The 23,806-nt window shown below is 72.5% G+C and carries 18 protein-coding genes; 10 read left to right on the top strand and 8 right to left on the bottom strand.

Annotation, left to right across the window (positions count from 1 at the left end; all coding sequences use genetic code 11):
• Positions 1-2: 2 nt before the first annotated feature.
• The gene (locus FHS08_RS04410; protein WP_170283254.1) at positions 3-1,019 is read left to right on the top strand and encodes a LacI family DNA-binding transcriptional regulator; all 1,017 of its coding nucleotides are present in this window, start codon (positions 3-5) and stop codon (positions 1,017-1,019) included.
• A 68-nt stretch (positions 1,020-1,087) separates the two neighbouring features.
• Here FHS08_RS04410 and FHS08_RS04405 read toward each other — a convergent pair whose 3' ends face one another.
• A complete protein-coding gene (locus FHS08_RS04405; protein ID WP_170283253.1) occupies positions 1,088-2,437 on the bottom strand; it encodes an MFS transporter in 1,350 nt (449 codons plus the stop codon).
• Positions 2,438-2,442: 5 nt separating this feature from the next.
• Positions 2,443-2,913 carry a MarR family winged helix-turn-helix transcriptional regulator gene (locus tag FHS08_RS04400; RefSeq protein WP_424960787.1) on the bottom strand — a complete coding sequence of 157 codons (471 nt, stop codon included), beginning with the start codon at positions 2,911-2,913 and terminating at the stop codon, positions 2,443-2,445.
• Between the two features lie 61 nt (positions 2,914-2,974).
• Here FHS08_RS04400 and FHS08_RS04395 point away from each other — a divergent pair, with 61 nt between their 5' ends.
• Positions 2,975-3,826, top strand: a complete 852-nt coding sequence (locus tag FHS08_RS04395; RefSeq protein WP_167035811.1) for an alpha/beta fold hydrolase — start codon at positions 2,975-2,977, stop codon at positions 3,824-3,826.
• 142 nt (positions 3,827-3,968) lie between these two features.
• Complete coding sequence (locus FHS08_RS04390; RefSeq protein ID WP_167035808.1) at positions 3,969-5,567, top strand: glycoside hydrolase family 6 protein; 1,599 nt, start codon at positions 3,969-3,971, stop codon at positions 5,565-5,567.
• Between the two features lie 733 nt (positions 5,568-6,300).
• Here FHS08_RS04390 and FHS08_RS04385 read toward each other — a convergent pair.
• Positions 6,301-7,989, bottom strand: a complete 1,689-nt coding sequence (locus tag FHS08_RS04385; RefSeq protein WP_167035804.1) for a DEAD/DEAH box helicase — start codon at positions 7,987-7,989, stop codon at positions 6,301-6,303.
• 310 nt (positions 7,990-8,299) lie between these two features.
• Between FHS08_RS04385 and lplAB the strand changes: the two genes are divergently transcribed.
• From lplAB to FHS08_RS04370, 3 genes are all read left to right on the top strand, one after another.
• Positions 8,300-9,349 (top strand): lipoate-protein ligase LplAB, encoded by a 1,050-nt coding sequence (gene lplAB / locus FHS08_RS04380; RefSeq protein WP_167035801.1) that lies wholly within the window; start codon positions 8,300-8,302, stop codon positions 9,347-9,349.
• The gene (locus tag FHS08_RS04375; protein WP_167035798.1) at positions 9,328-10,335 is read left to right on the top strand and encodes a DNA-methyltransferase; all 1,008 of its coding nucleotides are present in this window, start codon (positions 9,328-9,330) and stop codon (positions 10,333-10,335) included. Before lplAB ends, FHS08_RS04375 begins: the two co-directional genes overlap by 22 nt.
• 165 nt (positions 10,336-10,500) lie before the next feature.
• Positions 10,501-11,487: an LLM class F420-dependent oxidoreductase gene (locus tag FHS08_RS04370; RefSeq protein ID WP_167035795.1), complete on the top strand. Its 987-nt coding sequence runs from the start codon at positions 10,501-10,503 to the stop codon at positions 11,485-11,487.
• Between the two features lie 273 nt (positions 11,488-11,760).
• On the opposite strand, the gene FHS08_RS04365 is transcribed toward FHS08_RS04370, so the two are convergent.
• Together FHS08_RS04365 and FHS08_RS04360 are read right to left on the bottom strand one after the other, a co-directional pair.
• The gene (locus tag FHS08_RS04365) at positions 11,761-13,245 is read right to left on the bottom strand and encodes a carboxylesterase/lipase family protein (RefSeq protein ID WP_167035792.1); all 1,485 of its coding nucleotides are present in this window, start codon (positions 13,243-13,245) and stop codon (positions 11,761-11,763) included.
• A 20-nt stretch (positions 13,246-13,265) separates the two neighbouring features.
• Positions 13,266-14,102: an alpha/beta fold hydrolase gene (locus tag FHS08_RS04360; protein WP_167035789.1), complete on the bottom strand. Its 837-nt coding sequence runs from the start codon at positions 14,100-14,102 to the stop codon at positions 13,266-13,268.
• Positions 14,103-14,266: 164 nt separating this feature from the next.
• Here FHS08_RS04360 and FHS08_RS04355 point away from each other — a divergent pair, with 164 nt between their 5' ends.
• The gene (locus FHS08_RS04355; RefSeq protein ID WP_167035786.1) at positions 14,267-15,295 is read left to right on the top strand and encodes a DUF4190 domain-containing protein; all 1,029 of its coding nucleotides are present in this window, start codon (positions 14,267-14,269) and stop codon (positions 15,293-15,295) included.
• A gap of 260 nt (positions 15,296-15,555) precedes the next feature.
• Here the strand turns inward: FHS08_RS04355 and galK are convergent, their stop codons facing one another.
• A complete protein-coding gene (gene galK, locus FHS08_RS04350) occupies positions 15,556-16,728 on the bottom strand; it encodes a galactokinase (RefSeq protein ID WP_167035784.1) in 1,173 nt (390 codons plus the stop codon).
• Positions 16,725-17,921 carry a galactose-1-phosphate uridylyltransferase gene (gene galT, locus FHS08_RS04345; RefSeq protein WP_341800300.1) on the bottom strand — a complete coding sequence of 399 codons (1,197 nt, stop codon included), beginning with the start codon at positions 17,919-17,921 and terminating at the stop codon, positions 16,725-16,727. The genes galK and galT overlap by 4 nt, the downstream gene beginning before the upstream one ends.
• Positions 17,922-18,085: 164 nt before the next feature.
• Between galT and FHS08_RS04340 the strand changes: the two genes are divergently transcribed.
• Complete coding sequence (locus FHS08_RS04340) at positions 18,086-19,063, top strand: LacI family DNA-binding transcriptional regulator (protein ID WP_167039600.1); 978 nt, start codon at positions 18,086-18,088, stop codon at positions 19,061-19,063.
• A 216-nt stretch (positions 19,064-19,279) separates the two neighbouring features.
• Here FHS08_RS04340 and FHS08_RS04335 read toward each other — a convergent pair whose 3' ends face one another.
• Positions 19,280-21,046, bottom strand: coding sequence for a glycoside hydrolase family 35 protein (locus tag FHS08_RS04335; protein WP_167035778.1), 1,767 nt, complete (start codon positions 21,044-21,046; stop codon positions 19,280-19,282).
• A gap of 99 nt (positions 21,047-21,145) precedes the next feature.
• Here FHS08_RS04335 and FHS08_RS04330 point away from each other — a divergent pair, with 99 nt between their 5' ends.
• A complete protein-coding gene (locus tag FHS08_RS04330) occupies positions 21,146-22,240 on the top strand; it encodes a Gfo/Idh/MocA family protein (RefSeq protein WP_167035776.1) in 1,095 nt (364 codons plus the stop codon).
• Positions 22,241-22,453: 213 nt separating this feature from the next.
• On the top strand, positions 22,454-23,749 hold the full coding sequence (locus FHS08_RS04325; RefSeq protein ID WP_167035774.1) for an ABC transporter substrate-binding protein: 1,296 nt from the start codon (positions 22,454-22,456) through the stop codon (positions 23,747-23,749).
• The last annotated feature ends 57 nt before the right edge of the window (positions 23,750-23,806 follow it).

Genomic DNA, 23,806 nt, shown 5'->3' with positions numbered 1-23,806 from the left:
CGATGGCAGTGAGCGTGCGCGATGTCGCCGATGACGCAGGCGTCTCCGTCGGCACGGTGTCCAACGTCCTCAACCGGCCCGGCAAGGTCTCACCCGACACCGTCGCGCGGGTGCAGGCATCGATCGAGCGTCTCGGCTTCGTGCGCAACGACGCGGCGCGCCAGCTGCGCGCAGGGCGCAGCCGTACGATCGGGCTCGTCGTGCTCGACCTGCGCAACCCGTTCTTCACCGAGGTCGCACGAGGGGCCGAAGAGCGCGCGGGAGAGCACGGACTCTCGGTCCTGGTCGCCAACAGCGACGAGAAGCAGGAGCGCGAGACGCTGCTCCTCGACCTCTTCGAGGAGCAGCGCATGTTCGGCGTGCTCGTCACCCCCGTCGCGGAGAGCATGGCCCGCCTGGCGCGCATGCGCGACCACGGCATCCCGACCGTCCTGGTCGATCGCGAGTCGCACGACCCCACGTTCGCGTCGGTCGCCGTCGATGACCACGAAGGCGGACGGATCGCGGCGGCGCACCTGCTCGAGACGGGTCGCCGGCGCATCGCGTTCGTGGGCGGGCCCGTCTCGATCCGGCAGGTGTCCGACCGCCTCGCCGGTGCCCAGTCCGCCGTGGCGGCGGCGGGCGGCGCGCTCGAGTTCCTCGGCACGGACGCGCTGACGGTCGACGAAGGTCGCCGCGCGGGGCGCCGCATCCTCGAGCGGGATGCCGCGGTCCGCCCCGACGCGATCTTCGCCGCCAACGACCTGATCGCCCTCGGCGTGCTGCAGAGCCTCGTCATGACCGGCAGCGTGCACGTGCCCGACGACATCGCGCTCATCGGCTACGACGACATCGACTTCTCCGCGGCGGCCGTCATCCCGCTCAGCTCGGTGCGACAGCCCGCCACGCTCATCGGATCGACCGCCGTCGACCTGCTGCTGGAGCTTCAGAGCGGCGGTGCGCCGTCGCGCGGGCACATCGTCTTCCGCCCCGAGCTCGTCGTCCGCGACTCGACCCGGCCCGTCGGGGACACGTCATGATGGAGCGCGACCGGGCGGGCGGCGCGCGGGTCGCGCCACGCGGACGGCGCGCGTCGCGCGAGGCCGCGTCAGCCCGCGCGGCGTGAGGCCACCGTCGCGGGGGACTCCTGCGCGGGAAGCGGGATCGACGTCGTGCCCGCGATCTCGTCGGAGAACTCCTCGGGCGCGACGACCCCGATCGGCAGCGTCTCGTCGATCGTGAGGAGGAAACGCCGCTCGGAGTGGCGATGGAAGCGGCCGGAGGACAGCATCCAGATCGCCCCGATCGAGAACGCGACGATCGCCGCCGCGGCGCCCACGAGGATCGCGACGCGCGGTCCGAACTCGGAGGCCACCCACCCGATGATCGGGGCGCCGATCGGGGTCCCGCCCAAGAGGATCGCCATGTACAGCGCGAGGACGCGTCCGCGCAGCGCCGGGTCGGTCGTCGTCTGCACGTAGCCGTTGGCGGTCGTGAGGGTCGTCACGATCGCGAAGCCCGTCAACATGAGCGTCGCGGCGTACGCCCAGTAGTTCGGCATGAACGCCGACACGGTCGCGGCGACCGCGAAGATCCCGGTGCCCGTGACGACGACGCGAAGGCGCGCGCGGTCGCGCCGCGCCGCGAGGAGGGCGCCGGCGAGCGAGCCGATCGCGAGGATCGAGCTGAGCAGTCCGTACCCGTCGGCATCCTGGCCGAACTCGAGCGCCATCGTCGAGGCGAAGATGGGGAAGTTCAGGCCGAACGCGCCGAGCAGGAACACCATCGCGAACGCCACCATGAGATCGGGGCGCTTCCCGACGTAGCGGAACCCGTCGGCGAGGCGCGCGGCGCCGGGCGCCTTGACGCGGGGGATGAGATCGCGCGTGCGGATCAGCGACAGCGCCGCGATCATCGCGAGGAATGTGACGGCGTTGACGAGGAAGACCCAGCCCGTGCCGACCGCGACGATGACGATGCCCGCGACAGCGGGACCGATCATGCGCGCGCCGTTGAACGACGCCGCGTTCAGGGCGACCGCGTTCGACGCGTTCTCGCGAGAGACGAGGTCGGAGACGAACGCCTGCCGGGTGGGGTTGTCGAATGCCGTGACCAGTCCGAGCGCGAGCGCGAAGACGTACATGAGCGGCAGCGTCATGACCCCCGCGAGGAGCAGGATGCCGATCACGGCGCCGATCAGCAGGAGCGAGCTCTGCGTCAGCAGGAGCAGGCGGCGGCGGTCGAACTTGTCGGCGACCCAGCCCGTCACGCCCACGAGCAGCAGCGGCGGCGCGAACTGCAGCGCCATCGTCACGCCCATCGCGGCCGCGTCGTTGTTCGTCAGCTCCGTCAGCACGACCCAGCTGAGGGCGGTCGTCTGCATCCACGCCCCGACGTTCGAGACGAGAGCGCCGATGAACCAGACGCGGTAGTTGAAGACGGAGAAGGAGCGGAACATGGCGCTCATCGTGCGGCGACCTCCCGCATGATCTCTGCGGCGGCGGCCAGGGTGCGACGCTCGTCGGGCTCGAGCGAGGCGAGCGCCTCCTCGAGCCACGCGTCGCGACGGCGGATCGTCTCGTCGACGACGGCGCGGCCCTCGTCCGTGACGGCGACGTTGACCTTGCGGCGGTCGTCGGCGTCGGGCGTGCGGGTCACGTAGCCGGACTCCTCGAGGCAATTCACGGTGCGATTCATGGAGGGCGGCGTCACGCGCTCCCGGTCTGCCAGCTCGCCGAGCGTGCGCGGCCCCGACATCTTGAGCGCGGCCAGGACGGCGAACTGGCCGTCGCTGAGCGAGTCGACGGCGCGCTGCGCCCGCAGCCGCCGGGCGAGGCGGAATGTCGCCATGCGGAACGAGGAGGCGAGATCGGCGGACTCTCCCGTCGCGTGGAGAGGTTCTGCAGGGACGGGAGGGCTGTCGGCATGACTCATGAGAATACTTAGCATAGCTCATTAGTCTTGCTAAGTAAATGGGATGCCTAGACTCGACCGCATGCCGGAGTTCACCGACGCGCACGGCGTTGCGATCGTCTACGACGTCCATCCCTCGACGATCGCCCCCCGGGCCGTCGTCCAGCTTCTGCACGGCGTGGGGGAGCACGCGGGGCGATACGCGGCCGCCATCGACGCTCTCACCGCCGCCGGGTACACCGTCTACGTCGACGATCACCGCGGGCACGGGCGCACCGGCATGCGGCAGCACGGCGACGACGCGGCCAAGCTCGGCCGCCTCGGCCCCGGGGGGCACCGAGCCGCCGTCGCGGCGGTCTGGCAGTTCACGCAGCTGATCCGCGACGAGAACCCCGAGCTCCCCCTCGTCATCCTGGGTCACTCGTGGGGCTCGTTCCTCGCGCAGATCCTCGTGAACGACCATCCCGAGGCGTACGACGCCGTCATCCTGAGCGGCTCGTCGCTGCGCTGGCCGGGGTCGCTCAACTCGGGCGATCTCAACAAGCGGTGGAGGACGGCGGGCGCGACGGGCGTGGAGTGGCTCTCGACCGACGCCGCCGTCGGCCGGGCGTTCCTCGAGGACCCGCTCACGACGACGGTGCCGCTGCCGAGGCTCTTCGGGCCGTTCGACGTGCTGCGGCTCATCGGCAAGCCGCGGGCCGACCTCGGCCGCGACATCCCCGTCCTGCTGATGGTGGGACGCGACGACCCCGTCGGCGGACCGCGCAGCGTGCACCGGCTCGCCGCCGCGTACCGCGAAAGGTCGAAGCTCACCGACGTCACGACCCTCGTGTACCCCGACGCGCGTCACGAGATCTTCAACGAGGTCATGCAGACCGAGGTGCGGGCGGACCTGCTGGCGTGGCTCGCAGCGCGGTTTCCCGCGCGCGACTGAGAGGCCGTTGACGCGGAGGTCCCGAGCGGGCATCCTGACCCTTGAGGGACATGTGGGAGCGCTCCCATGAGCGGATGAGGCATCCTGCCCCTCGCGTCGACGACGACGTCGGCGCCGTCGATGACGACTCTGGAGGCACCGAATGTTCCCCCGACCCCGCAGATCACGTGCGCTCCGATGCACGGCGGTCGCCGCGGCGGCGCTCATCGCGACCGCCGTCGTCGTTCCCCTCGCCGCGAGCGCCGCGGCAGCCGACAGCTCCGGCCTCGCGGGCTCAGGACTGTACGTCAATCCGCTCAACACGACGCTCGAGGCCGCACAGGGCCTCTCCGGGCAGTCCCGCTCCGACGCGCAGCTGCTCGGCAGCATCCCCTCCGCCGACTGGTTCACGAAAGGCACGCCGGCCGAGGTGAGGGCCGCCGTCGACGGGGTCGTCACGGCCGCGGCGAAGGCGGGCAGGATGCCGGTGCTCGTCGCGTACAACCTCCCCTTCCGAGACTGCGCGCAGTACTCGGCGGGCGGCGCGGAGAACACCGCGGCCTACGCTGCATGGATCGACGCGTTCGCCGCGGGGATCGGCGCCCGGCCGGCGACCGTCATCCTCGAGCCCGACGGCCTCGGCATCATCCCGCACTACACGAGCCTCGACGGAAGCAAGGACTGGTGCCAGCCGGTCGAGCTCGACCCCGCGACGGCGACGGCGGACCGCTTCGCGCAGCTCAACCACGCCGTCGATGCGCTTGCCGCGCTGCCCGCGGCATCCGTCTATCTCGACGGAGTCCACTCGGGGTGGCTCAACGTCGGCGAGATCTCGGACCGGCTTCTCAAGGGAGGAGTGCAGAAGGCGGACGGATTCTTCCTCAACGCGTCCAACTACCAGTTCACGGCGAACCTGACGGCATACGGCCGATGGATCTCATCGTGCATCGCGTTCGTGACCGAGGTCCCGTCCGGCAGCTTCGCGGAATGCGGCAACCAGTACTGGAACGGGGGACCGGCCAACAACTGGAGCGGTGTCGCGATGTCGAACTACGGACAGTGGAGCGCGGGCGATCCCGACCCGGCGCTGAACACCGACGGCGTCGACTCGCGGTACGCGTCACAGCTCGGAGCCGTCGCGGCCTCGACGCGATACGTGATCGACACGAGCCGCAACGGGCAGGGGCCGTGGCAGGCGGCTCCCGATCAGGAGGACTGGTGCAATCCGCCCGGCCGCGGCCTCGGCGCCGTTCCCACGACGAACACGGGCGTCCCGCTCGTCGACGCCTACCTGTGGATCAAGGTGCCGGGCGAGTCGGACGGCACGTGCTACCGCGGCACGGCAGGACCGCTCGATCCCGTGCGCGGCATCGAGGACCCCGCCGCCGGCCAGTGGTTCGCCGTGCAGGCGCGCGAGCTGGTGGCGCTCGCGAGCCCCGCGGTCGCGCCTCTCGCATGCGACGTGCGGGTGATCGGCACGAAGCTCGGCTCCGGGTTCGCGGCCGCCGTCACGGTCGAGAACAGGGGCACGGCGACCCTCAGTCCGTGGACGCTCGCGTGGACGTTCGGCGGCACGCAGCGGGTGAGGACGGTCGTCGGCGGCTCGTTCGCGCAGGCGGGCCCCGACGTCACGGTGACGGGGCCGAGACTCCTCGGCAAGCTCGCGCCCGGCAAGAAGACCGCGTTCGTCGTGACGGGCAGGGGCGCCGCCGAAGCGCCCTGGCAGTTCCGGCTCAACGGTCAGGCGTGCACGTCGCACTGACGCCGCGCCGGCCTGCGGCGTCTGCCTCTGGGTCGAGGGGGGATGTCGGGGTGCCGTGTGGTCGCTTCCGGGGCGGGGTTGCGACCGTTGCGCGACGTGTGTCCGGGAGGCGTTGGGGTGCCGTGTGGTCGCTTCCGGGGCGGGGTTGCGACCGTTTGCGCGACGTGTGTCCGGGGGCGTCGGGGTGCCGTGTGGTCACTTCCGGGGCGGGGTTGCGATCATATGCGCGACGTATGTCGGGGGCGTTGGGGTGCCGTGTGGTCACTTCCGGGGCGGGGTTGCGGCCGTTTGCGCGACGTATGTCGGGGGCGCGTTGGGGTGCCGTGTGGTCGCTTCCGGGGCGGGGTTGCGACCGTTGCGCGACGTGTGTCCGGGAGGCGTTGGGTGCCCCGTGTGGTCGCTTCCGGGGCGGGGTTGCGACCATATGCACGACGTCTGTCGGGGGTGTGGGCGCGTTGGGGTGCCGTGTGGTCGCTGCCGGGGCGGGGTTGCGACCGTTTGCGCGACGTGTGTCCGGGGGCGTTGGGGTGCCGTGTGGTCACTTCCGGGGCGGGGTTGCGGCCGTTTGCGCGACGTATGTCGGGGGCGCGTTGGGGTGCCGTGTGGTCGCTTCCGGGGCGGGGTCGCGACCGTATGTGCGACCTGAGGCTGCGGGCGTGAGCGCGCAGGGGTGCGGTGTGGTCGGAATCGTGGATGGATTCCGACCACATGCGCACCTGGTCTGGGAGCGGGGTCAGCCGCGCGCGCGGCGCGGCGCGCCCCGGCGGGCGTTCGCCTGGATCTCGCCGACCGTCATGCCCGTGGTCGGGCGCGCGGGACGAGCAGCGGCCGAGGACGTGCCGCCGGCAGATGCTGCGCGGCCCGAGCCCGCACTCTGACCGCCGCGGCGACCAGAGCCCTGGCGCTGCCCGGACCCGGAGCGCGCGGACGAGCCGGAGACCGAGCCGTCTCTCTGCGCTGACCCGGACCCGGAGCGCTGCGCCGAGCCCGACCCGGACCCGGAGCGCTGCGCCGAGCCCGACCCGGACCCGGAGCGCTGCGCCGACCCAGAGCCCGAGCCCGAGCCCGAGCCCGACCCGGACCCGGAGCGCTGCGCCGACCCAGAGCCCGAACCCGAACCCCGACCCGACCCCGAGCCCCGACCCGACCCCGAGCGCTGTCCGGTCGCCGAGCGGCCGCCCTGCTGCTGACGCTGGGCGCCCTGACGGGTCTCGGCAACGACGGGTGCGGGGGTGACGTGCGGAGCGGGCTGGCCGACGAGCGCCGCGACAGTGTCGCCGTGCGGGTCGACGGACTCGAGCGCGGCCGAGATCTTGGCCTTGCCGAGGATGTCCTTCACCTCGCGACGCTGCGCATCGAGCGCGACCGTCACCACGATCCCCTCGGCGCCCGCGCGGGCCGTGCGGCCCGAGCGGTGCAGGTACGCCTTGTGCTCGACCGGCGGGTCGACGTGCACGACGAGCTCGACGTCGTCGACGTGGACGCCGCGGGCTGCGACATCCGTCGCGACGAGCACGCGCACGCCTCCGGCATCCGGAGCCGCGCCGAAGGCCGCGAGGTTGCGCTCCCGGGCGTTCTGCGAAAGGTTTCCGTGCAGGTCGACCGCGGGGATGCCGGAGGCCGTGAGCTGCCTCGCGAGCTTCTTGGCCTGGTGCTTCGTGCGGGTGAAGAGGATGCGGCGGCCGTGGCCGGACGCGAGGTGGCGCACGAGCGCCGTCTTCTCGTCGGCGCCGGGGACGACGAACACGCGGTGCGTCATGGCGCCCTGCGGCACGCTGGCCTCGTCGACCTCGTGTCGCACCTCGTCGCGGAGGAACCGCGTGACGAGCGCGTCGACGCCTCGGTCGAGGGTCGCGCTGAAGAGCATCCGCTGCCCGCCCTGCGGAGTGGCTGCGAGGATGCGGGTCACGCCGGGGAGGAACCCGAGGTCGGCCATGTGGTCGGCCTCGTCGAGGACCGTGATCTCGATCGCGCCGAGGTCGACGACCTTCTGCTTCATGAGGTCCTCGAGCCGGCCCGGGCACGCGACGACGATGTCGACGCCGCGACGCATGGCGTCCTCCTGCGGACGCTGGCTCACACCGCCGAAGATCGTCGTGACGGTGAGGCCCACGGCATCCGCCAGCGGAGCGATGGTCGCGGCGATCTGCGAGGCGAGCTCGCGGGTCGGGGCGAGCACGAGACCGCGCGGGCGGCCGGGGGTGCGGCGCGCGGCGAAGGCGCCGGACAGACGCGCGACGAGCGGGAGCGCGAACGCGATGGTCTTGCCCGATCCGGTGCGGCCGCGGCCGAGGACGTCGCGCCCGGCGAGCGCGTCGGGCAGGGTGTCGCGCTGGATCGCGAAGGGGGCCGTCTTGCCGTCGGCGGCGAGAACGGATGCGAGGCTCTCGGGCACGCCGAGAGAGAGGAAGGAAGAAGTCATGGGTGCTTTCAGGTGGGGGCGCACAGAGGCACGGCCGTGTGAGGGCGGCGACGGGTGCGGGGTGGCGACGGCGCGGATTCGCGCATCGGTTCGCCGTTCGAAAGATGCCGCAGCCGGAAGGCCGGGAAGCGTGACGACGACGCAGCGGCTCGGGATGCCGCACCCCTACCCTAGCAGGCCCGCCAGGGCATCCGCTGTCAGCCGGGTGTCCAGGCAACGCCGCGTCCGCGGCATCCGCACGGCGGGTCCTGGACGCCCCGCGGCAGGACACGGCCGCCTCGCGACGGGCGGGCGCGAATAGGCTGGGGACATGCACGGGGAATACAAGGTGCCGGGCGGAAAGCTCGTCGTCGTCGACCTCGAGGTGCAGGACGGTCGCATCGCGGGATTCCACCTCGCGGGAGACTTCTTCCTCGAGCCCGACGATGCGCTCGGCGACATCGACGCGGCCGTCGAGGGCCTGCCCGTCGAGGCCGACGTCACGACGATCGCGGCGGCGGTCCGCTCGGCTCTCCCCGACGGCGCGCAGCTGCTCGGCTTCACCCCCGAGGCCGTCGGCACGGCCGTCCGGCGTGCTCTCGTGACGGCGCCCGGCTGGCGCGACTTCTCGTGGGAGATCGTGCACGACGGGCCGGTCTCGCCGCGCATGAACCTCGCGCTCGACGAAGTCCTCACGACCCGCGTCGGCGACGGACGCCGAAACCCGACGCTGCGGCTGTGGGAATGGGACGAGTCCGCCGTCGTGATCGGGTCGTTCCAGTCGTACCGCAACGAGATCGACCCCGACGGTGCCGCGAAGCACGGCTTCGACGTCGTGCGGCGCATCTCGGGCGGCGGCGCGATGCTCATGGGCGCGAACTCGATCGTGACGTACTCACTGTACGTTCCGGCATCCCTTGTCGCAGGGCTCACGTTCGCGGACTCGTATGCCTTCCTCGACGACTGGGTGCTGCAGGCGCTGCGCTCGCTCGGCATCGAGGCGGTCTACCAGCCCCTCAACGACATCGCCTCCCCGCAGGGCAAGATCGGGGGTGCGGCGCAGAAGCGCCTCGCCAACGGCGGCGTGCTCCACCATGCGACCCTGAGCTACGACATGGACGGCCAGGTCATGACCGAGGTGCTCCGCATCGGGCGGGAGAAGCTCAGCGACAAGGGCACGGTGTCTGCGGCGAAGCGGGTCGACCCGCTCCGCAGCCAGACGGGCCTTCCCCGCGAGGCGATCATCGAGCGCTTCATCGAGACGTTCGCGAACCTCTACGGCGCGGTCCCCGGACATATCACGGAAGAGGAATACGCCGAGGCCGAGGCTCTCGTCGCGTCGAAGTTCGCGACCGAGTCATGGCTGCACAGGGTTCCGTGACGCGGGGCTCGGACGACGCCGAGACGGGTGCCGCCGAGACGGATGCCGCGCCCCGCGGCGCCGTCGAGATCCACGAGGGCGACAACCTCGGGGTGATCCGCGGCTTCGCCGACGGCTCGTTCACCGTCATCTACCTCGACCCTCCGTTCAACACAGGTCGCCCGCAGGAGAAGGCCGTCGAGACGGCGCGCAGCAGAACTCCACAGAACGGGGCCGACCGCGGGCCTGTGGACGGCGAGTCGCCCGGCCCGCACGCGGATCCGTGGAGTTCTGCAGGAGACGTGGCTCGCCCGCTCGTTCGCCGCGGCTTCCACGGGCGCGACTACGAGCGGCTGCGGGGCGATCTCCGCGCCTACGACGACCGGTTCGACGACTACTGGGGGTTCCTCGAGCCCCGGCTCGAAGAGGCGTGGCGGCTGCTCGCCGACGACGGCACGCTGTACCTGCACCTCGACTACCGCGAGGCGCACTACGCGAAGGTGCTGCTGGACGCGCTGTTCGGCCGCGACAGATTCCTCAACGAGCTCATCTGGGCGTACGACTACGGTGCGAAGACGCGAAAGCGCTGGCCCACGAAGCACGACACGATCCTCGTGTACGTCAAGGACCCCGGGCGGTACTGGTTCGACTCCGAGGGTGTCGACCGGGAGCCGTACATGGCCCCCGGGCTCGTCCCGCCCGAGAAGGCGGAGCGCGGCAAGCTCCCGACGGACGTGTGGTGGCACACGATCGTGCCGACGTCGGGACGCGAGAAGACGGGCTATCCGACGCAGAAGCCCGAGGGCGTCCTGCGCCGCATCGTGCAGGCGTCGAGCCGCCCAGGCGACCGCGTGCTCGACTTCTTCGCGGGCAGCGGCACGACGGGCGCCGTCGCGTCGGCGCTGGGCCGCGACGCCGTCCTCGTCGACGACAACCCCGCCGCGATCGAGGTCATGAGGGTCAGGATGCCGCACGCGGTCGTCGTGCGTGCAGCCGCGGCATCCTGAGCTCGTCGCGCATCGCGCACCCGGGGACGGCACATCGACCCCACTCCGGGCATGTCCCGGATCGCGCGGGACCGGGCCGGTCGAACGGGGACACGGCGCGCGGCGGGTCGAACCGATTCGGAGACGCGATCGCCGAGGCGCGGCATCCGCAATAGTGTGAGTGACATGCGCTTCGGAACATTCATCCCCCAGGGCTGGCGTCACGATCTCGTCGGCATCGCACCGACCGACCAGTGGCGTGTCATGCGCGAGCTCGCGCAGCGCGCCGACGAGGGCGCGTGGGAGTCGCTGTGGGTCTACGACCACTTCCACACGGTGCCGGTCCCGAGCGAGCAGGCCACGCACGAGGCCTGGACGCTCATGTCGGCGTTCGCCGCCGTCACCGACCGCATCCGTCTCGGCCAGATGTGCACGTGCATGGGCTACCGCAGCCCCGCGTATCTCGCGAAGGTCGCCGCGACGGTCGACATCGTCTCGGGCGGACGCGTCGAGATGGGAATCGGCGGCGGCTGGTACGAGCACGAGTGGCGCGCGTACGGCTACGGCTTCCCGCCGATCCCCGAAAGGCTCAGGATGCTGCGCGAAGGCGTCGAGATCTTCCACCAGGCGTGGACGACCGGGACCGCGACGCTCGACGGCACGCACTACCAGGTCGACGGCGCGATCGTGCGTCCCCTCCCGCTCCAGGAGGGCGGCATCCCGATCTGGGTCGCCGGCGCAGGCGAGAAGGTGACGCTGAAGATCGCGGCGCAGTACGCGACCTACACGAACTTCGCGGGCTCGCTCGAGGAGTTCGGACGCAAGCGCGACATCCTGCGCGACCACTGCACGATGCTCGGCCGCGATCCCGGCGAGATCACGCTGTCGTCGAACTTCAACACGATCGTCGGCGCGACCGAGGCCGAGGCGCGCGATCGGCTCGACGCCGTGGTCGCGCGGCTCACGCCCTACATCGGCGAGGAGCGCGCGAAGGTCGTCGAGCACGACTACCTGAGCTCCGACGCCTTCGGAACTCCCGAGCAGATCGTCGAGCGGCTGCGGGCGCGGGCCGGTGCGGGGCTCGGCTACGCGATCCACTACTTCCCCGAGCACGCGTACGACCGCTCCGGGATCGAGCTGTTCGAGCACGAGGTCATCCCGGCGCTGCGCTGAGTCGCGGGCGCTGCGCTGAGTCGCGGCGGCTGTGCTGAGTCGCGGCCGCCGCGCGGAATCGTGGGCGCAGAGTGGAGTCGCCGGCCGTGTGCTGAGTGGAAGGCGCCGCACGGAGTCGGGGGGTGTGCTCAGTCGTCGGCGCTGCACTGAGCCGCACCCGCCCGCCGGGTCGCAGCCCCGCGCCGCGCCGCGGGCCCCGCGCCGCGCCGCGGGCCCCGCGCCGCGCCGCGGGCGCGCCGGGTAGCCTCCGCCGCGAGGCCGGGCGCAGGGCGGTCAGAGGAGCGCGCGCACCTCGGCGAATCCGTCGCGCTCGACGTCGGGGAGGGATGCCGCGCCCCCGAACACGCGCGTCGCACCGGGCGACGCCGACCATGCGGGCCAGCCGGGATCGCCGTCGCGCGCGAACGCCGCGGCTGCGCCGTGCAGCGCCGCGGCGAGGCGTCGCGGCGGGGCGTCTCCCGCGATGCGCGCGACGCCGGGCGCGTCGAGGCAGTCGAACCAGAACGGCACGTCGAGGCAGTGTAGGGCCCAGGACTTCACGGGCGAGACCCACGCGAACCGATACGTCCACGTCGGGGCGCCGCCGCGGGCCTCCGCGACGCGCACGACCGCCGTGCGGAACACGCGGTCGGTCACGAAGCGGCCGAGCACGGCCGCCGTGCCCTTGCGCTGCTGGGCGCGGTTGTCCGCGAGATAGGCCGTCAGCACGGCGCGCTCGAGCCGGAGCCTGCCGAGTGCGAAGCCCGGCGGCACGACGCGAAGCGGGCGGCGCGCGGCATCCAGCAGGGGAGTGAACTCGTCGTCGGCGGCGCCGAGGACGAGCGGCTTGTCGGCGCCGACGCCCGCGCGCAGCGACTCGATCGTCGGGCGCGTGAGGAGGTCGCCGTCGATCGCGGGTCCCCAGGGCAGCCCGTCCTCGAGCACGCTGTGCACGGCCGTGAGCGGACTCCTCGACTCGATCGAGGTCGCGGGCTCCTGCAGCTCGCGCAGCCGCGACTCGGGCACCGACGCGAAGCCCTCGCGGTTCGGGGAGACGCCGGCGAGGTGTGCGAGACGGGCCGAGACCGTGCGCGCGCGCTCGCGCGACACGTCGGCGAGCGCGCCCGACAGCGCCCACGCGCCGTGGAAGAGATGCTGGGCCGCCGGCATCCCGAGCAGTGTCAGGACGGCGCCGCCTCCCGCGGACTGACCCGCGATCGTGACGCGCGCGGGGTCTGCGCCGAACGCGGCGATGTTCTCCTGGACCCACTCGAGGGCCGCGAGCCAGTCCCGCACGCCGCGGTTGCCCGGCGCATCGGCGATGTGCCCGAAGCCGTCGAATCCGAGGCGGTACGAGATCGTCGCCGTGACGACGCCGTCGCGGTTGAAGGCACGGCCGTCGTACCACGGGCTCGCGGGCGAGCCGGCCGTGTAGCCGCCGCCGTGGATCCACACGATCACGGGAAGCGCGGCATCCGCATCTCCCGGCGCAGGCGTGAAGACGTCGACGTTGAGCGTCGCGTCGCCGGGGATCGAGGGCTCGGGGATGAGCGTGACCCCCATGTCGCCGCGCTGCGCCGTCGCTCCGTGCTCGAGGGCGTCGCGCACGCCCTCCCACGGCTCGGGTGGCACGGGCGCGGCGAAGCGGAGGTCGCCGACGGGCGCCTGGGCGAACGGGATGCCGAGGAAGGCCGCGGATGCGCCGGGTGCCCCCGGGTCGCCGCGCCAGCGGCCTCGCACGAGGCCGTGCCGGATGCGGACGACGGGTGGTTCAGGCATGCGACACGCGATCGCCTCTCTCACTCGCGCAGGAACGAGAGCAGCGCGTCGTTGACCTCGTCGGCGTGCGTCAGCAGCAGCCCGTGGGGCGCGCCCTCGAGCTCGACGTAGGTCGCCTCCGGAAGGAGCTCGCGGAAACGGCGGGCCGTGGCGTCGATCGGCAGGATCTTGTCGGCCGTGCCGTGCAGGATGAGCGCGGGCACCGTGATGGCGGGGATGTCGCCGCGGAAGTCGGTCGGCCACGTGAGGGGTGCCGCCGCGATCGCCGTGTTGCCCGCGTGGTTGGCCACCTGAACGCTGGCGGCGAGGGCCTCCTGCGAGACGCGGCTGCCCAGGTTCGCGTCGAGATCGTAGAAGTCCGCGAAGAACCCCGTGAGGAAGGCCCAGCGGTCGGCGCGGACCGCCGCCGCGATGCCGTCGAAGAAGTCCTGCGGGCCGGCTCCCCCGGGATTCCCGTCGGTCTGGAGGAGGAACGGCTCGAGCGATGCGAGGAACGCCGCCTTGGCGACTCGGCCCGTGCCGTAGCGGGAGAGGTAGCGCGCGACCTCTCCCGTGCCCATGGAGAAGCCGACGAGGACGACATCCGTGAGGTCGAGGTCCTCGATGAGGGCGTTCACGTCCGCCGCGAACGTGTCGTAGTCGTACCCCGACCCGGCCTTCGTCGACGAGCCGAACCCGCGCCGGTCGTACGCGATGACCCGGTATCCCGCGTCGAGCAGGGCGGCGGACTGACGACGCCACGACTCGCCGTCGAGCGGGAACCCGTGGATCAGAACGACGGGCTGGCCGGAGCCCTGATCGGTGTAGAACAGCTCGATGTCGACCGAGTTCTCGGTTCCGACGGTGATGTAGGCCACGCTGCGCTCCCTTCGCGGGGCCGGGACGCCCCGGTTCCGACTCCGACGCTAGATCGCGCGGGCGCGACACGCCAGGGCGCGATCGCGGCCCGTGAACGGGAGCAGACGTCACGACGGCCGTGGATAGTGCGGTTCGGCCCTCGGCGGTCCACGATACTGACCGCATGACCCCCGCCGCACCCGACGGCCCTGACGCCGCCGCGCCCGAATCGCCGATCCCCCCGACCGCCTCGGTGCCCCTCGCGGCCGCCACCGCGACGGAGGACCCGCTCGTCGAGCACCCGCCCGCCGATGCGGCGGCGGCAGGCTTCCAGCCGCCCTACGCGGTCGACTTCGCACCCGCATATCCGCCGTCGCCCGGGGTCCACGAGCCGTACGCGGTGACGGGCTTCGGTGCGCCGCCGGTCGCCGTGGCGCCGCGGCGGAAGGGTCTGTCCATCGCGGCGCTCATCGTCGGCATCGTCGCCTTCCTTCTGGGGTGGTTCCCGGTCGTGGGCACGGTCCTGGGTCTCGCGGCAGTCGTGCTCGGCATCCTGGCTCTCGCGCTCAAGCGCGCGAAGGGGCTTGCGATCACCGGCACGGTCCTCGGCGGTCTCGCCCTCGTGACGTCGATCCTCGTGCTTCTCGCGGGGCTCTACATCACGAGCTCCTACGGCTCGGTGCAGGAGTGGGCCGAGAGCGTGACGCGCGGCGCGGTTCCCGCCGGGCAGACGGGTGACGACGCACCCGGGCCGGTCGCCGGCGACGCCGAGACGGGCGACGACGCCGGCACCGGCGATGGCGCCGGCACCGGCGATGGCGCCGCGGATGCGCCGCTCGACCTCGCCTCGTTCCCCGGGCTCGACGACGCGGGGTTCACGGCGGTCGCGGGCGCCGCGACGGACCACTTCGGCGAGCACTACATCCTCTACGGCGAAGTCCAGCAGTTCGACGAGTACACGGGCCCGTGCCAGGCGATCGCGTCCGCCGACGACTCGCAGCAGTCGTCGTGGGAGGGGTACGCGACGCCCGTGCTCCTGCTCGCGGCGTCCGGCGAGGACGCCTGCCCGGAGTTCGACGGACTGGACGAGCTGAGTCACGTCAGGCTGTGGGCGACCGTCGCGGGCACGACGACGCTCGAGTTCGAGGTCGGGCCCGCGGACGTCCTGACACTCTGGATCCACCAGACCGAGAGCCTCCCGCCGCTGCCGTAGCGGTGCGCACCGCCCGTCGTACGCGACGGGTGACGTGCGCTGCGGCCGATGTGCGCGGCGGCGGATGTGCGCGGCGGCTGATGTGCGCGGCGGCGGGTGTGCGCTGCGGGTGGTGTGCGCTGCGGTGACGTGCGCGGCCGGACGTGCGCTGCGGTGACGTGCGCGGCCGGACGTGGGCTGCGGTGACGTGCGCGGCCGATGTGCGCTTCGGCGGGTGTGCGCTGCGGCTGATCTGCGGGGCCGGTGACGTGCGCTGCGGCTCAGGCGTCGCGGCGTGCTCCAGCCGACGGCGTCACCGTGAACACGTGCGGCGGGCGGAAGCCGGATGCCGCGAACGCAGCGGTCACGGCATCCGTCACGGCACGCGTCCTCGCGTGCGGAACGAGCGCGATGGCGGCGCCGCCGAAGCCGCCGCCCGTCATGCGGGCCCCGAGGGCGCCGGCGGCGAGGGATGCCTCGACTGCCGTGTCGAGCTCGGGGACGGAGATCTCGAAGTCGTCGCGCATCGACGCGTGCGATGCGACGAGGAGGTCGCCGATCGCGACGGGGCCGCTCGTGCGGAGCGCGCGCACGGCGTCGAGGACGCGCCGGTTCTCGCTGACGACGTGTCGCACGCGCCGGAACGTGATCTCGTCCAAGGCCTCGGCCGCCCTCGCCAGGTCGCCGGGTGCGAGGTCGCGCAGCGCGCGGACGCCCATGATGGCGGCGCCGCGCTCGCACGCCTCACGGCGCGCGCGGTAGCCGCCCGTCGCGTGCGAGTGCGCGACGCGCGTGTCGACGACGAGGAGGTCGAGTCCGGCCGCCGCGAAGCCCAGGTCGACGATCGCGGTGTCGAGCGAGCGGCAGTCGAGGAAGATCGCGGAGTCGACCTCGCCGAGCATGGACGCGGTCTGGTCCATGATCCCCGTCGGAGCGCCGACCGCGTCGTTCTCGGCCGTGCGGCCGATCTGCGCGAGGGCGGACGCGTCGAGGTCGAGGCCCCACACGTCGCTCAGCGCGACGGCGGTCGCGCTCTCGATCGCGGCGGAGGACGACAGCCCGGCGCCGACAGGGACATCGCTGGCGATCGCGAGGTCGACGCCGGCGCCGGGGCGGGCGCCTGTCGCGCGCAGCAGCGCCCACGCGACGCCCAGCGGATACCTGGACCACTCCGCGACCGTCTCGCGCCCGCTCGGGAAGAGGCGGTCCAGGTCGTCGATCGCGACCTCGACCGCCTCGCGTGCGAACGTCGACGCGACCCGGATGCGCGCGTCGGAGCGGTGGCCGAGCGCCACGTGCGTGCGGTGCCCGATCGCGAACGGCAGGACGTACCCGTCGTTGTAGTCGGTGTGCTCGCCGATGAGGTTGACGCGCCCGGGCGCCGACCAGAGGCCCTCGGGCTCGGCATCCGTCAGCGAGGCGAACAGCGCGTGGGCCTTGCCTGCAGCCGTCACCGGGCGATCCCTTCGACGGGGGGAACGTCGGCGAGTGCGGCACGCAGCCGGCCGGCGGCCGCCTCGGGCGGGATCTCGGCCGTCCACGCGCCCATGGCGGCCTCGGAGCCTGCGAGGAACTTGAGCCTGTCGGAGCCGCGTCGCGGGCTCGTGAGCTCGAGGCGCAGGCGCACGGCGTCCCTGCCGACGCGGACGGGAGCCTGATGCCACGCCGCGATGTACGGCGTGGGCGTGTCGTACAGGGCGTCGACGCCCCGGAGCAGCCGCAGGTAGAGCGGGGCGAGCTCGTCGCGCTCCTCGTCGCGCAAGGCCGAGAAGTCGGGCACGTGGCGGTGCGGCAGGAGGTGGACCTCGAGGGGCCAGCGCGCCGCGAACGGCACGAACGCGCTCCAGTGCTCGCCGCGCAGGACGACGCGCTCCGACGCCTGCTCGAACGCGAGGATCCGCGCGAACAGGTCGGCGCCCAGTGCGTCGATGCTCGCGAGCAGACGCGTCGTGCGGGGCGTGACGTACGGGTATGCGTAGATCTGCCCGTGGGGATGGGCAAGCGTGACGCCGATCGCCTCGCCGCGGTTCTCGAACGGGAAGACCTGTTCGATGCCGGGGAGGGCCGAGAGCGCTGCCGTGCGGTCGGCCCACGCTTCGATGACCGTCCGTGCGCGCGTCACGGTCTGTGTGCCGAACGACCCCTCGTGCTCGGGGCTGAAGCAGACGACCTCGCATCTGCCGACGGAGGTGCGGGTGCGGCCGAGGCCGAGGGTGACGAGATCCTCGAGCCCGCGCGGGGGGTCGAGCGCCGCTGGGGCCCCTCCGGCGGCCTGCGCAAGAGCGGGGCCGAACGCGGGCGACCGGTTCTCGAAGACCGCGACGTCGTAGCGGGCGGGGATCTCGGACGGATTGGACGGCGACTGGGGAGCGAGAGGGTCGAGATCGGCGCTCGGGAGCATGACGCGGTTCTGCCGCGCGGCGGCGACCGTGATCCAGTCGCCCGTCAGCGCGTCGAGCCGCATGGCCGCGGTCTCGGGGCGCAGGTCGAGCGTTCGCGCGTCGAGAGCCCGCTCGGGGCCGAGGGTCGTGTCCGGATCGTCGTAGTAGACGAGCTCACGGCCGTCGGCGAGGCGTGTCGCCCGCTTGACGACGCCTGCGCCGAGCTGCTGCGGTGAGGCATCCGCGCCGTTCGCAGGTGTGTTCACGTCAACACGGTACCTGAATGGCTGTGTTATCGTCAACATGCCGGAGTACCGACGGGAGGACTCGAGTGGACGCCGACATCCGCGCACTGCTCCGGCTCGAGCGGGAGCAGAAGCGGGCGAGCGCGAGCAGGCGAGCGCCGGCCGACCCCGCCAAGCGGGTCTCGATGGCCGACGTCGCTGCCCTCGCGGGAGTGTCGGGACAGACGGTCTCGCGCGTCGTCAACGACAGCCCGCGCGTCGACACCGCCACGCGCGCCCGCGTCGAGCAGGCCATGGAACGCCTCGGCTACCGGCCTCACGCCGCGGCGCGCGCGCTGCGGACAGGGCGGACGCACACGATCGGGCTCGTCGCGTCGACCTTCGCGACGGTCGGCAACTCGCACATGCTGCAGGCGGTGGCGGATGCCGCGGCAGCCCGCGGCTATGCCCTCGTCGTCGTGACGCTCGGCGCGGGCGGCGACGTCGCAGGGGCCTTCGAGCGGCTGCGAGACCAGGGTGTCGACGGTGCCGTCGTCCTCAATGAGGCGACGGCGATCGTGCGCTCGGCATCGGGCGTCCCGTCGGTCGCCCTCGTCGTCGTCGACGCGCCCGAGCCGGCCGGAGACGTGCGGGTCGTGCAGAGCGATCACGCGGGCGGCGCGAGGGCCGCCGTCGAGCACCTGCTCGGCCTCGGGCACGCGACCGTGTGGCACCTCGCCGGACCCGCGGACTCGTTCGCGTCGGCCGAGCGGGAGCGCGGATGGCGCGAGGCGCTCGCGACGGCGGGCGTCGAGCCGCCGCCCGTGCTGCGCGGCGACTGGACCGCCGCGACGGGCCACTCCGCGTCGAGCGCGCTCCCGCCCGATGCGACGGCCGTGTTCGCAGCGAACGACCAGTCCGCCCTGGGCCTGCTGCGCGGGCTGGCGGACGCCGGCCGTCTCGTGCCCGGCGACGTCAGCGTCGTCGGCTTCGACGACATCGCGGATGCCGCCGACTACCGGCCTCCCCTCACGACCGTGCGGCAGGACTTCGCCGAGCTCGGCCGCCGAGCCGTCGGGGCCGTGGTCGCGGGGATCGAGGGGGAGGAGCCCTCGTTCGAGGTGCTGCCCACGCGGCTGGTCGTGCGAGCGAGCACCGCCGCCCCGCCGGCCGCGGGTCGCTGATCGGTCGCCCCGTGCGGGCGGCGTCCTCGGGCGCGGGTGCGACCCGGAGACGCGGCCGACTCGAGTAGGCGCGGGGCGAGCCCGCGACGGGGCGCGGGGCGAACCGGGTCGGCTCTCCCCGCGCGCCGCGTCGGCTCACGCGCGGCGAACGGGAGCGGCTCGCCCCGCGCGCCGCGTCGGCTCACGCGCGGCGAACGGGAGCGGCTCGCCCCGCGCCTACTCGACCTCGTGCCCGAGGTCGGGCCTGGCGACGAAGCGGGCCGTCGCGTCTGTCATGGCCTCGAGCTCGACGGCGACCACGTCGTTCGCTCCCGCACGGGTCACGGGAGCGGGGACGTAGAGGGTGCGCTGCGGACCGCGCCGCCAGTACCGGCCGAGGAAGAAGCCGTTGACCCACGCGAAGCCCTTGCCCCACCCCGACGTGTCGAGGAACAGGTCGGCGGACGCATCGAGCTCGAACGTCGCGTACAGCCCGGCTGGGCCGGCCGCTCGGCCGTTGGCGACGATGGCGGGCGCGCGGGTCGCGGCATCCGTCACTGCCCGAGAGAGGGCGGGGACGTCGTAGGTCCGCACGCGCCAGCGGCCCGGAATCGCGGCTCCGTCGAGCCGGGCGGCCCCCACGAGACCCTTGGGCTCGCCGATCCTCTCGTCGTAGTTGACGCGGCCGGTCTCCTCCACGAGCAGCCGCAGCTCCCCGGCCGACGGCAGGGCGAGGGCGAGGTCGCCGACCGTGCGCTGCAGCGTGCCGACGGGGCGTCCGTCCAGCCGGGCCCACGCGTAGTCGCGCACGTCGGCGTCGAGCACGCCCGCGTGGGCGACGGATGCCGTGTACTCGGCGAGCACGAGGTCGGAGCCCAGCTCGTCGAGGGTCGGCGGGACGCCGAACTCGCCGCGGTCTGTCGCGACGAGGGGGAGCGGATCGCCGACCGACGCGAGCGCGACCGAGAGGACGGGAGCGTCGGAGGCGGCAGGGAGCTCCGCATCGGGGACGGGCGCGTGCTTCGCGATGACGTCGCGGAACGCGCGGAACTTGTCGGTCACCTCGCCTGCCTCGCTCAGCGGCGCGTCGTAGTCGTACGAGGTCACCATCGGCAGGTACCGGCCGGAGTCGTTCGCGCCGTTCGTGAGAGCGAAGTTCGTGCCGCCGTGGAACATGTAGATGTTGACGGACGCCCCCGCCGCGAGGAGCGCGTCGAGGTCGGCCGCGGCATCCTGGATCGCTGTCGTGTGGTGCTTCTCGCCCCAGTGGTCGAACCAGCCGCACCAGAACTCCATGCACATGAGGGGTCCGACCGGCTGGTGCTCGCGCAGGGTCGCGAGGCGCTCGTGGATGCGCGACCCGAACGATCCCGTCTTGTGCAGGCCCTCGTGGCCGCCGTTCTCGAGCATGTGCGGAATCGGCTGGTCGACCTGCGTGAGCGGCACCGTGATCCCGGCGGCGCGCGTGAGCCGGATGAGCTCTCCGAGATACGCCTTGTCGTTCCCGTAAGCGCCGTACTCGTTCTCGATCTGCACGAGGATGACGGAGCCGCCGCGGTCGATCTGCCGGGGCGCGACGATCTCGTTCACCCTGTCGAGGTATCCCGCGACGGCATCGAGGTAGCGCGGATCGGAGCTTCGCAGCGTCATGGACGCGTCGGCCGTGAGCCACGTGGGCAGCCCGCCGTTGTGCCACTCGGCGCACACGTAGGGCCCCGGCCGCACGATCGCGTGGAGCCCTTCCTCCGCGATGAGGTCGAGGTAGCGGCCGAGATCGAGGGGCCCCGACGCGTCCCACTGCCCGCGGACGGGCTCGTGCGCGTTCCATGCGACGTACGTCTCGATCGCGTTGAGCCCCATGAGCCGGGCCTTGCGGATGCGGTCGCGCCACTGGTCGGGGTGGACGCGCGGATAGTGCATGGCGCCGGAGAGGATGCGGTGCGGCTTCCCGTCGAGCAGGAAGTCGGTCTCGCCGATCCGGAAGCGGGAGAGGGGGTCGGGCATGCGGAACACTCTATTGCCCGCCGCTGCGCGTGGGATAGCGCTTTCCCATGCGGGATCGTAGGGTGGTGGGTGCCCCATCCTGAGACGCGAGGCATCCGCATGACCACGTCCCTCCGCTGCGCCATCGTCGGCACCGGCGCCGTCGCCCACCTCCACGCCCGCGCCGTCGCGGCGCATCCGCGCGCACAGCTCGTCGCGGTCGCGGATCTGTCGCGCTCGGCGGCCGACGCCTTCGCCGCCGAGTGGGGCCGCCCGGCCGTCTACGACACGCTCGACGACCTGCTCGCGGCGGAGCATCCCGACGTCGTCCTCGTCTGCACGCCGCCGGGCGCGCACCGCGGGCAGGCCCTCGCCTCGTTCGCCGCGGGCGCGCACGTCGTCGTCGAGAAGCCGCCCGCCGCGTCGCTCGACGAGCTCGACGACATGCGGGCGGCGGCCGCCTCGGCGGGCCGGCAGCTCGCGGTCGTGTTCCAGCAGCGCACGGGCACGGCGGCCGCCCACGTCCGCGGTCTCCTTCAGGACGGTGCCCTCGGGCGTCCGCTCATCGCCGTCTGCCAGACGCTCTGGTACCGCGACGCCGCGTACTTCGCCGTGCCATGGCGGGGCAGCTGGGAGACCGAGGGCGGCGGCACGACGCTGGGGCACGGCATCCATCAGCTGGACCTTCTCGCGTTCCTCCTCGGCGACTGGGCCAGCGTGCAGGGGCGGCTGTGGCGTCTCGACCGCGAGACGCAGACGGAGGATGCCTCGACCGCGACGATCCTGTTCGCGAGCGGCGTCGTCGCGCAGGTCGTCACGAGCGCGGTCTCGCCGCGGCAGACGAGCTCTCTCCGGATCGACACGCAGAAGGCGACCGTCACGGTCGACCACCTGTACGGCCACGGTCACGACGACTGGCGGATCACGGCCGCGCCCGGGTTCGAGCAGGAGGCGGAGGCCTGGGCGCTGCCGGACGCGGAGGAGCGCAGCGACCATGCGCCGCTCCTGCGGGACGTGTTCGACGCGCTGCTCGCGGGCCGGCCGCTCCCCCCGACGGCCGACGAGCCGGCGCGTTCGTTCGAGCTCGTCGCTGCGATCTACGCATCGGCCGCGGCCGACGGGGCTGCCGTGTCGCGCGCCGATCTCGCCGCGCATCCCACTCATCGGGCCGGCTTCGCGAGCCCCGTGACAGACCTGCGCGGCGGTCGTCCCTGACGGGAGTCCGAGCGCGGCACGTGCATGCCGGCTCCGTCGGCCGCCCGTGATTGAATCGTGTCATTCGGTCCTTGTCCTCACGACGGAGGGCGTGTTAGCTTGGTCGGCAAGCGCTTTCCCATTCTCCCCTCAGCACCCGGGATCGCGCCGACTGCAATGGACAACGGACGTTCGGCGGGCGACAGGAACGCAGACGTTCAAGAGAGGACAACGATGTTCAGCACCAAGCGGGCATTCGCGGGAGTCGCGATCGCGACCGGGGCCGCTCTCGCCCTCGCCGGCTGCGCCGGCGGCGAGCCGGCCGAGACCGCACCCACGTTCGACCCGAACGAGAAGGTCACCCTCGACCTCGCGTTCTGGGGCAATGACGTGCGCGCCGACATGTACACGAAGGCGATCGCGGCCTTCAACGAGGAGTACCCCAACATCACCGTCAACGCCTCGTTCCTGGGCTTCCCCGAGTTCTGGGAGAAGCGCCAGATCGAGGCCGCGGGCGGCGACCTTCCCGACGTGATGCAGTTCGACTACTCGTACCTGCGTCAGTACTCGGAGAACGGGCTGCTGCTCGACCTCGGGCCCTACCTCGGCAACATCATCTCGACGGACGGCTTCAGCGAGCAGGCGCTGAGCATCGGCGTCGTCGACGACACCACCACGGCGCTGCCGGTCGGCACGAACGCGTGGGCGATGTTCCTCAACGACCAGCTGCTCGACACCGTCGGGGTCGACGGCTACGAAGGCGACGGGTCGTGGGAGGACTACAGCGACTGGATCGCCGACGTCACCGACGCGGGCGGCGGATCCGTCTGGGGCGCCAGCGACTGGACGGGCCGCATCCAGAACTTCGAGCTGCAGCTGCGCGCAGAGGGCAAGAACCTCTTCAACGACGACAGCACTCCCGGCTTCACCGAGGACGACCTCTCGGCGTTCTGGGAGCAGGGCGACGCGCTGCGCGCCGGCGCCTCCGTTCCGCAGCAGCGGCTCGAGGAGATCTACCCGAAGTCCGGCTTCGGCGGCGGCCTCGCGGCGAGCGAGCTCACGTGGGACAACTTCGGCGCCGGGTACCTCGGCGACCTGGGCGTGGAGGCGGACGCCCTGAGCGTCGTCGCGCCCCCCACCGCGAAGGAGGGGTCGAAGGACCTCTACCTGAAGCCGTCCATGCTGCACGCGATCTCGGCCAGCACCGAGCACCCCGAGGCGGCCGCGACGCTCGTCGACTTCCTGCTCAACAGCGAAGAGGTCGGCGCCGCCTTCGGCACGAACCGCGGCATCCCGGCGTCCTCGACGCAGCTCGCCGGCGTCGACCTCGACCCGCTGTCGCAGAAGGTCTACGACTACGAGTCCGCGATCGCCGATCGCCTGGGCGACGCTCCGCCCGTCCCGGTCGTGGGCTACGGCACGCTGGAGGAGAAGTTCCGCGTCCTCGGCACGGAGATCGGCCTCGGCACGACGACCGTCGACGACGCCGTCACGCAGTTCTTCAGCGAGATCTCCACGGTTCTCGGCTGATCCGCACCACCCCCGTCGCGTCCCCGAAGGAGTCGACCGTGACAACCGACACTCAGA

Origin of the sequence: Microbacterium ulmi, from assembly GCF_011759705.1 — a bacterium.
In the GTDB taxonomy this organism is placed as follows: Bacteria; Actinomycetota; Actinomycetes; order Actinomycetales; family Microbacteriaceae; genus Microbacterium; species Microbacterium ulmi.
The sequence above is the reverse complement of the archived record's forward strand: the minus strand, read 5'-3'. Positions and strand labels throughout refer to the sequence as shown.

Bases quoted from the DNA above. Each gene is read 5' to 3' on its own strand.
- FHS08_RS04410 (WP_170283254.1), top strand. From the start codon at position 3: ATGGCAGTGAGCGTGCGCGATGTCGCCGATGACGCAGGCGTCTCCGTC.
- FHS08_RS04405 (WP_170283253.1), bottom strand. From the start codon at position 2,437: ATGTTCCGCTCCTTCTCCGTCTTCAACTACCGCGTCTGGTTCATCGGC.
- FHS08_RS04400 (WP_424960787.1), bottom strand. From the start codon at position 2,913: ATGAGTCATGCCGACAGCCCTCCCGTCCCTGCAGAACCTCTCCACGCG.
- FHS08_RS04395 (WP_167035811.1), top strand. From the start codon at position 2,975: ATGCCGGAGTTCACCGACGCGCACGGCGTTGCGATCGTCTACGACGTC.
- FHS08_RS04390 (WP_167035808.1), top strand. From the start codon at position 3,969: ATGTTCCCCCGACCCCGCAGATCACGTGCGCTCCGATGCACGGCGGTC.
- FHS08_RS04385 (WP_167035804.1), bottom strand. From the start codon at position 7,989: ATGACTTCTTCCTTCCTCTCTCTCGGCGTGCCCGAGAGCCTCGCATCC.
- lplAB (WP_167035801.1), top strand. From the start codon at position 8,300: ATGCACGGGGAATACAAGGTGCCGGGCGGAAAGCTCGTCGTCGTCGAC.
- FHS08_RS04375 (WP_167035798.1), top strand. From the start codon at position 9,328: ATGGCTGCACAGGGTTCCGTGACGCGGGGCTCGGACGACGCCGAGACG.
- FHS08_RS04370 (WP_167035795.1), top strand. From the start codon at position 10,501: ATGCGCTTCGGAACATTCATCCCCCAGGGCTGGCGTCACGATCTCGTC.
- FHS08_RS04365 (WP_167035792.1), bottom strand. From the start codon at position 13,245: ATGCCTGAACCACCCGTCGTCCGCATCCGGCACGGCCTCGTGCGAGGC.
- FHS08_RS04355 (WP_167035786.1), top strand. From the start codon at position 14,267: ATGACCCCCGCCGCACCCGACGGCCCTGACGCCGCCGCGCCCGAATCG.
- FHS08_RS04340 (WP_167039600.1), top strand. From the start codon at position 18,086: ATGGCCGACGTCGCTGCCCTCGCGGGAGTGTCGGGACAGACGGTCTCG.
- FHS08_RS04335 (WP_167035778.1), bottom strand. From the start codon at position 21,046: ATGCCCGACCCCCTCTCCCGCTTCCGGATCGGCGAGACCGACTTCCTG.
- FHS08_RS04330 (WP_167035776.1), top strand. From the start codon at position 21,146: ATGACCACGTCCCTCCGCTGCGCCATCGTCGGCACCGGCGCCGTCGCC.
- FHS08_RS04325 (WP_167035774.1), top strand. From the start codon at position 22,454: ATGTTCAGCACCAAGCGGGCATTCGCGGGAGTCGCGATCGCGACCGGG.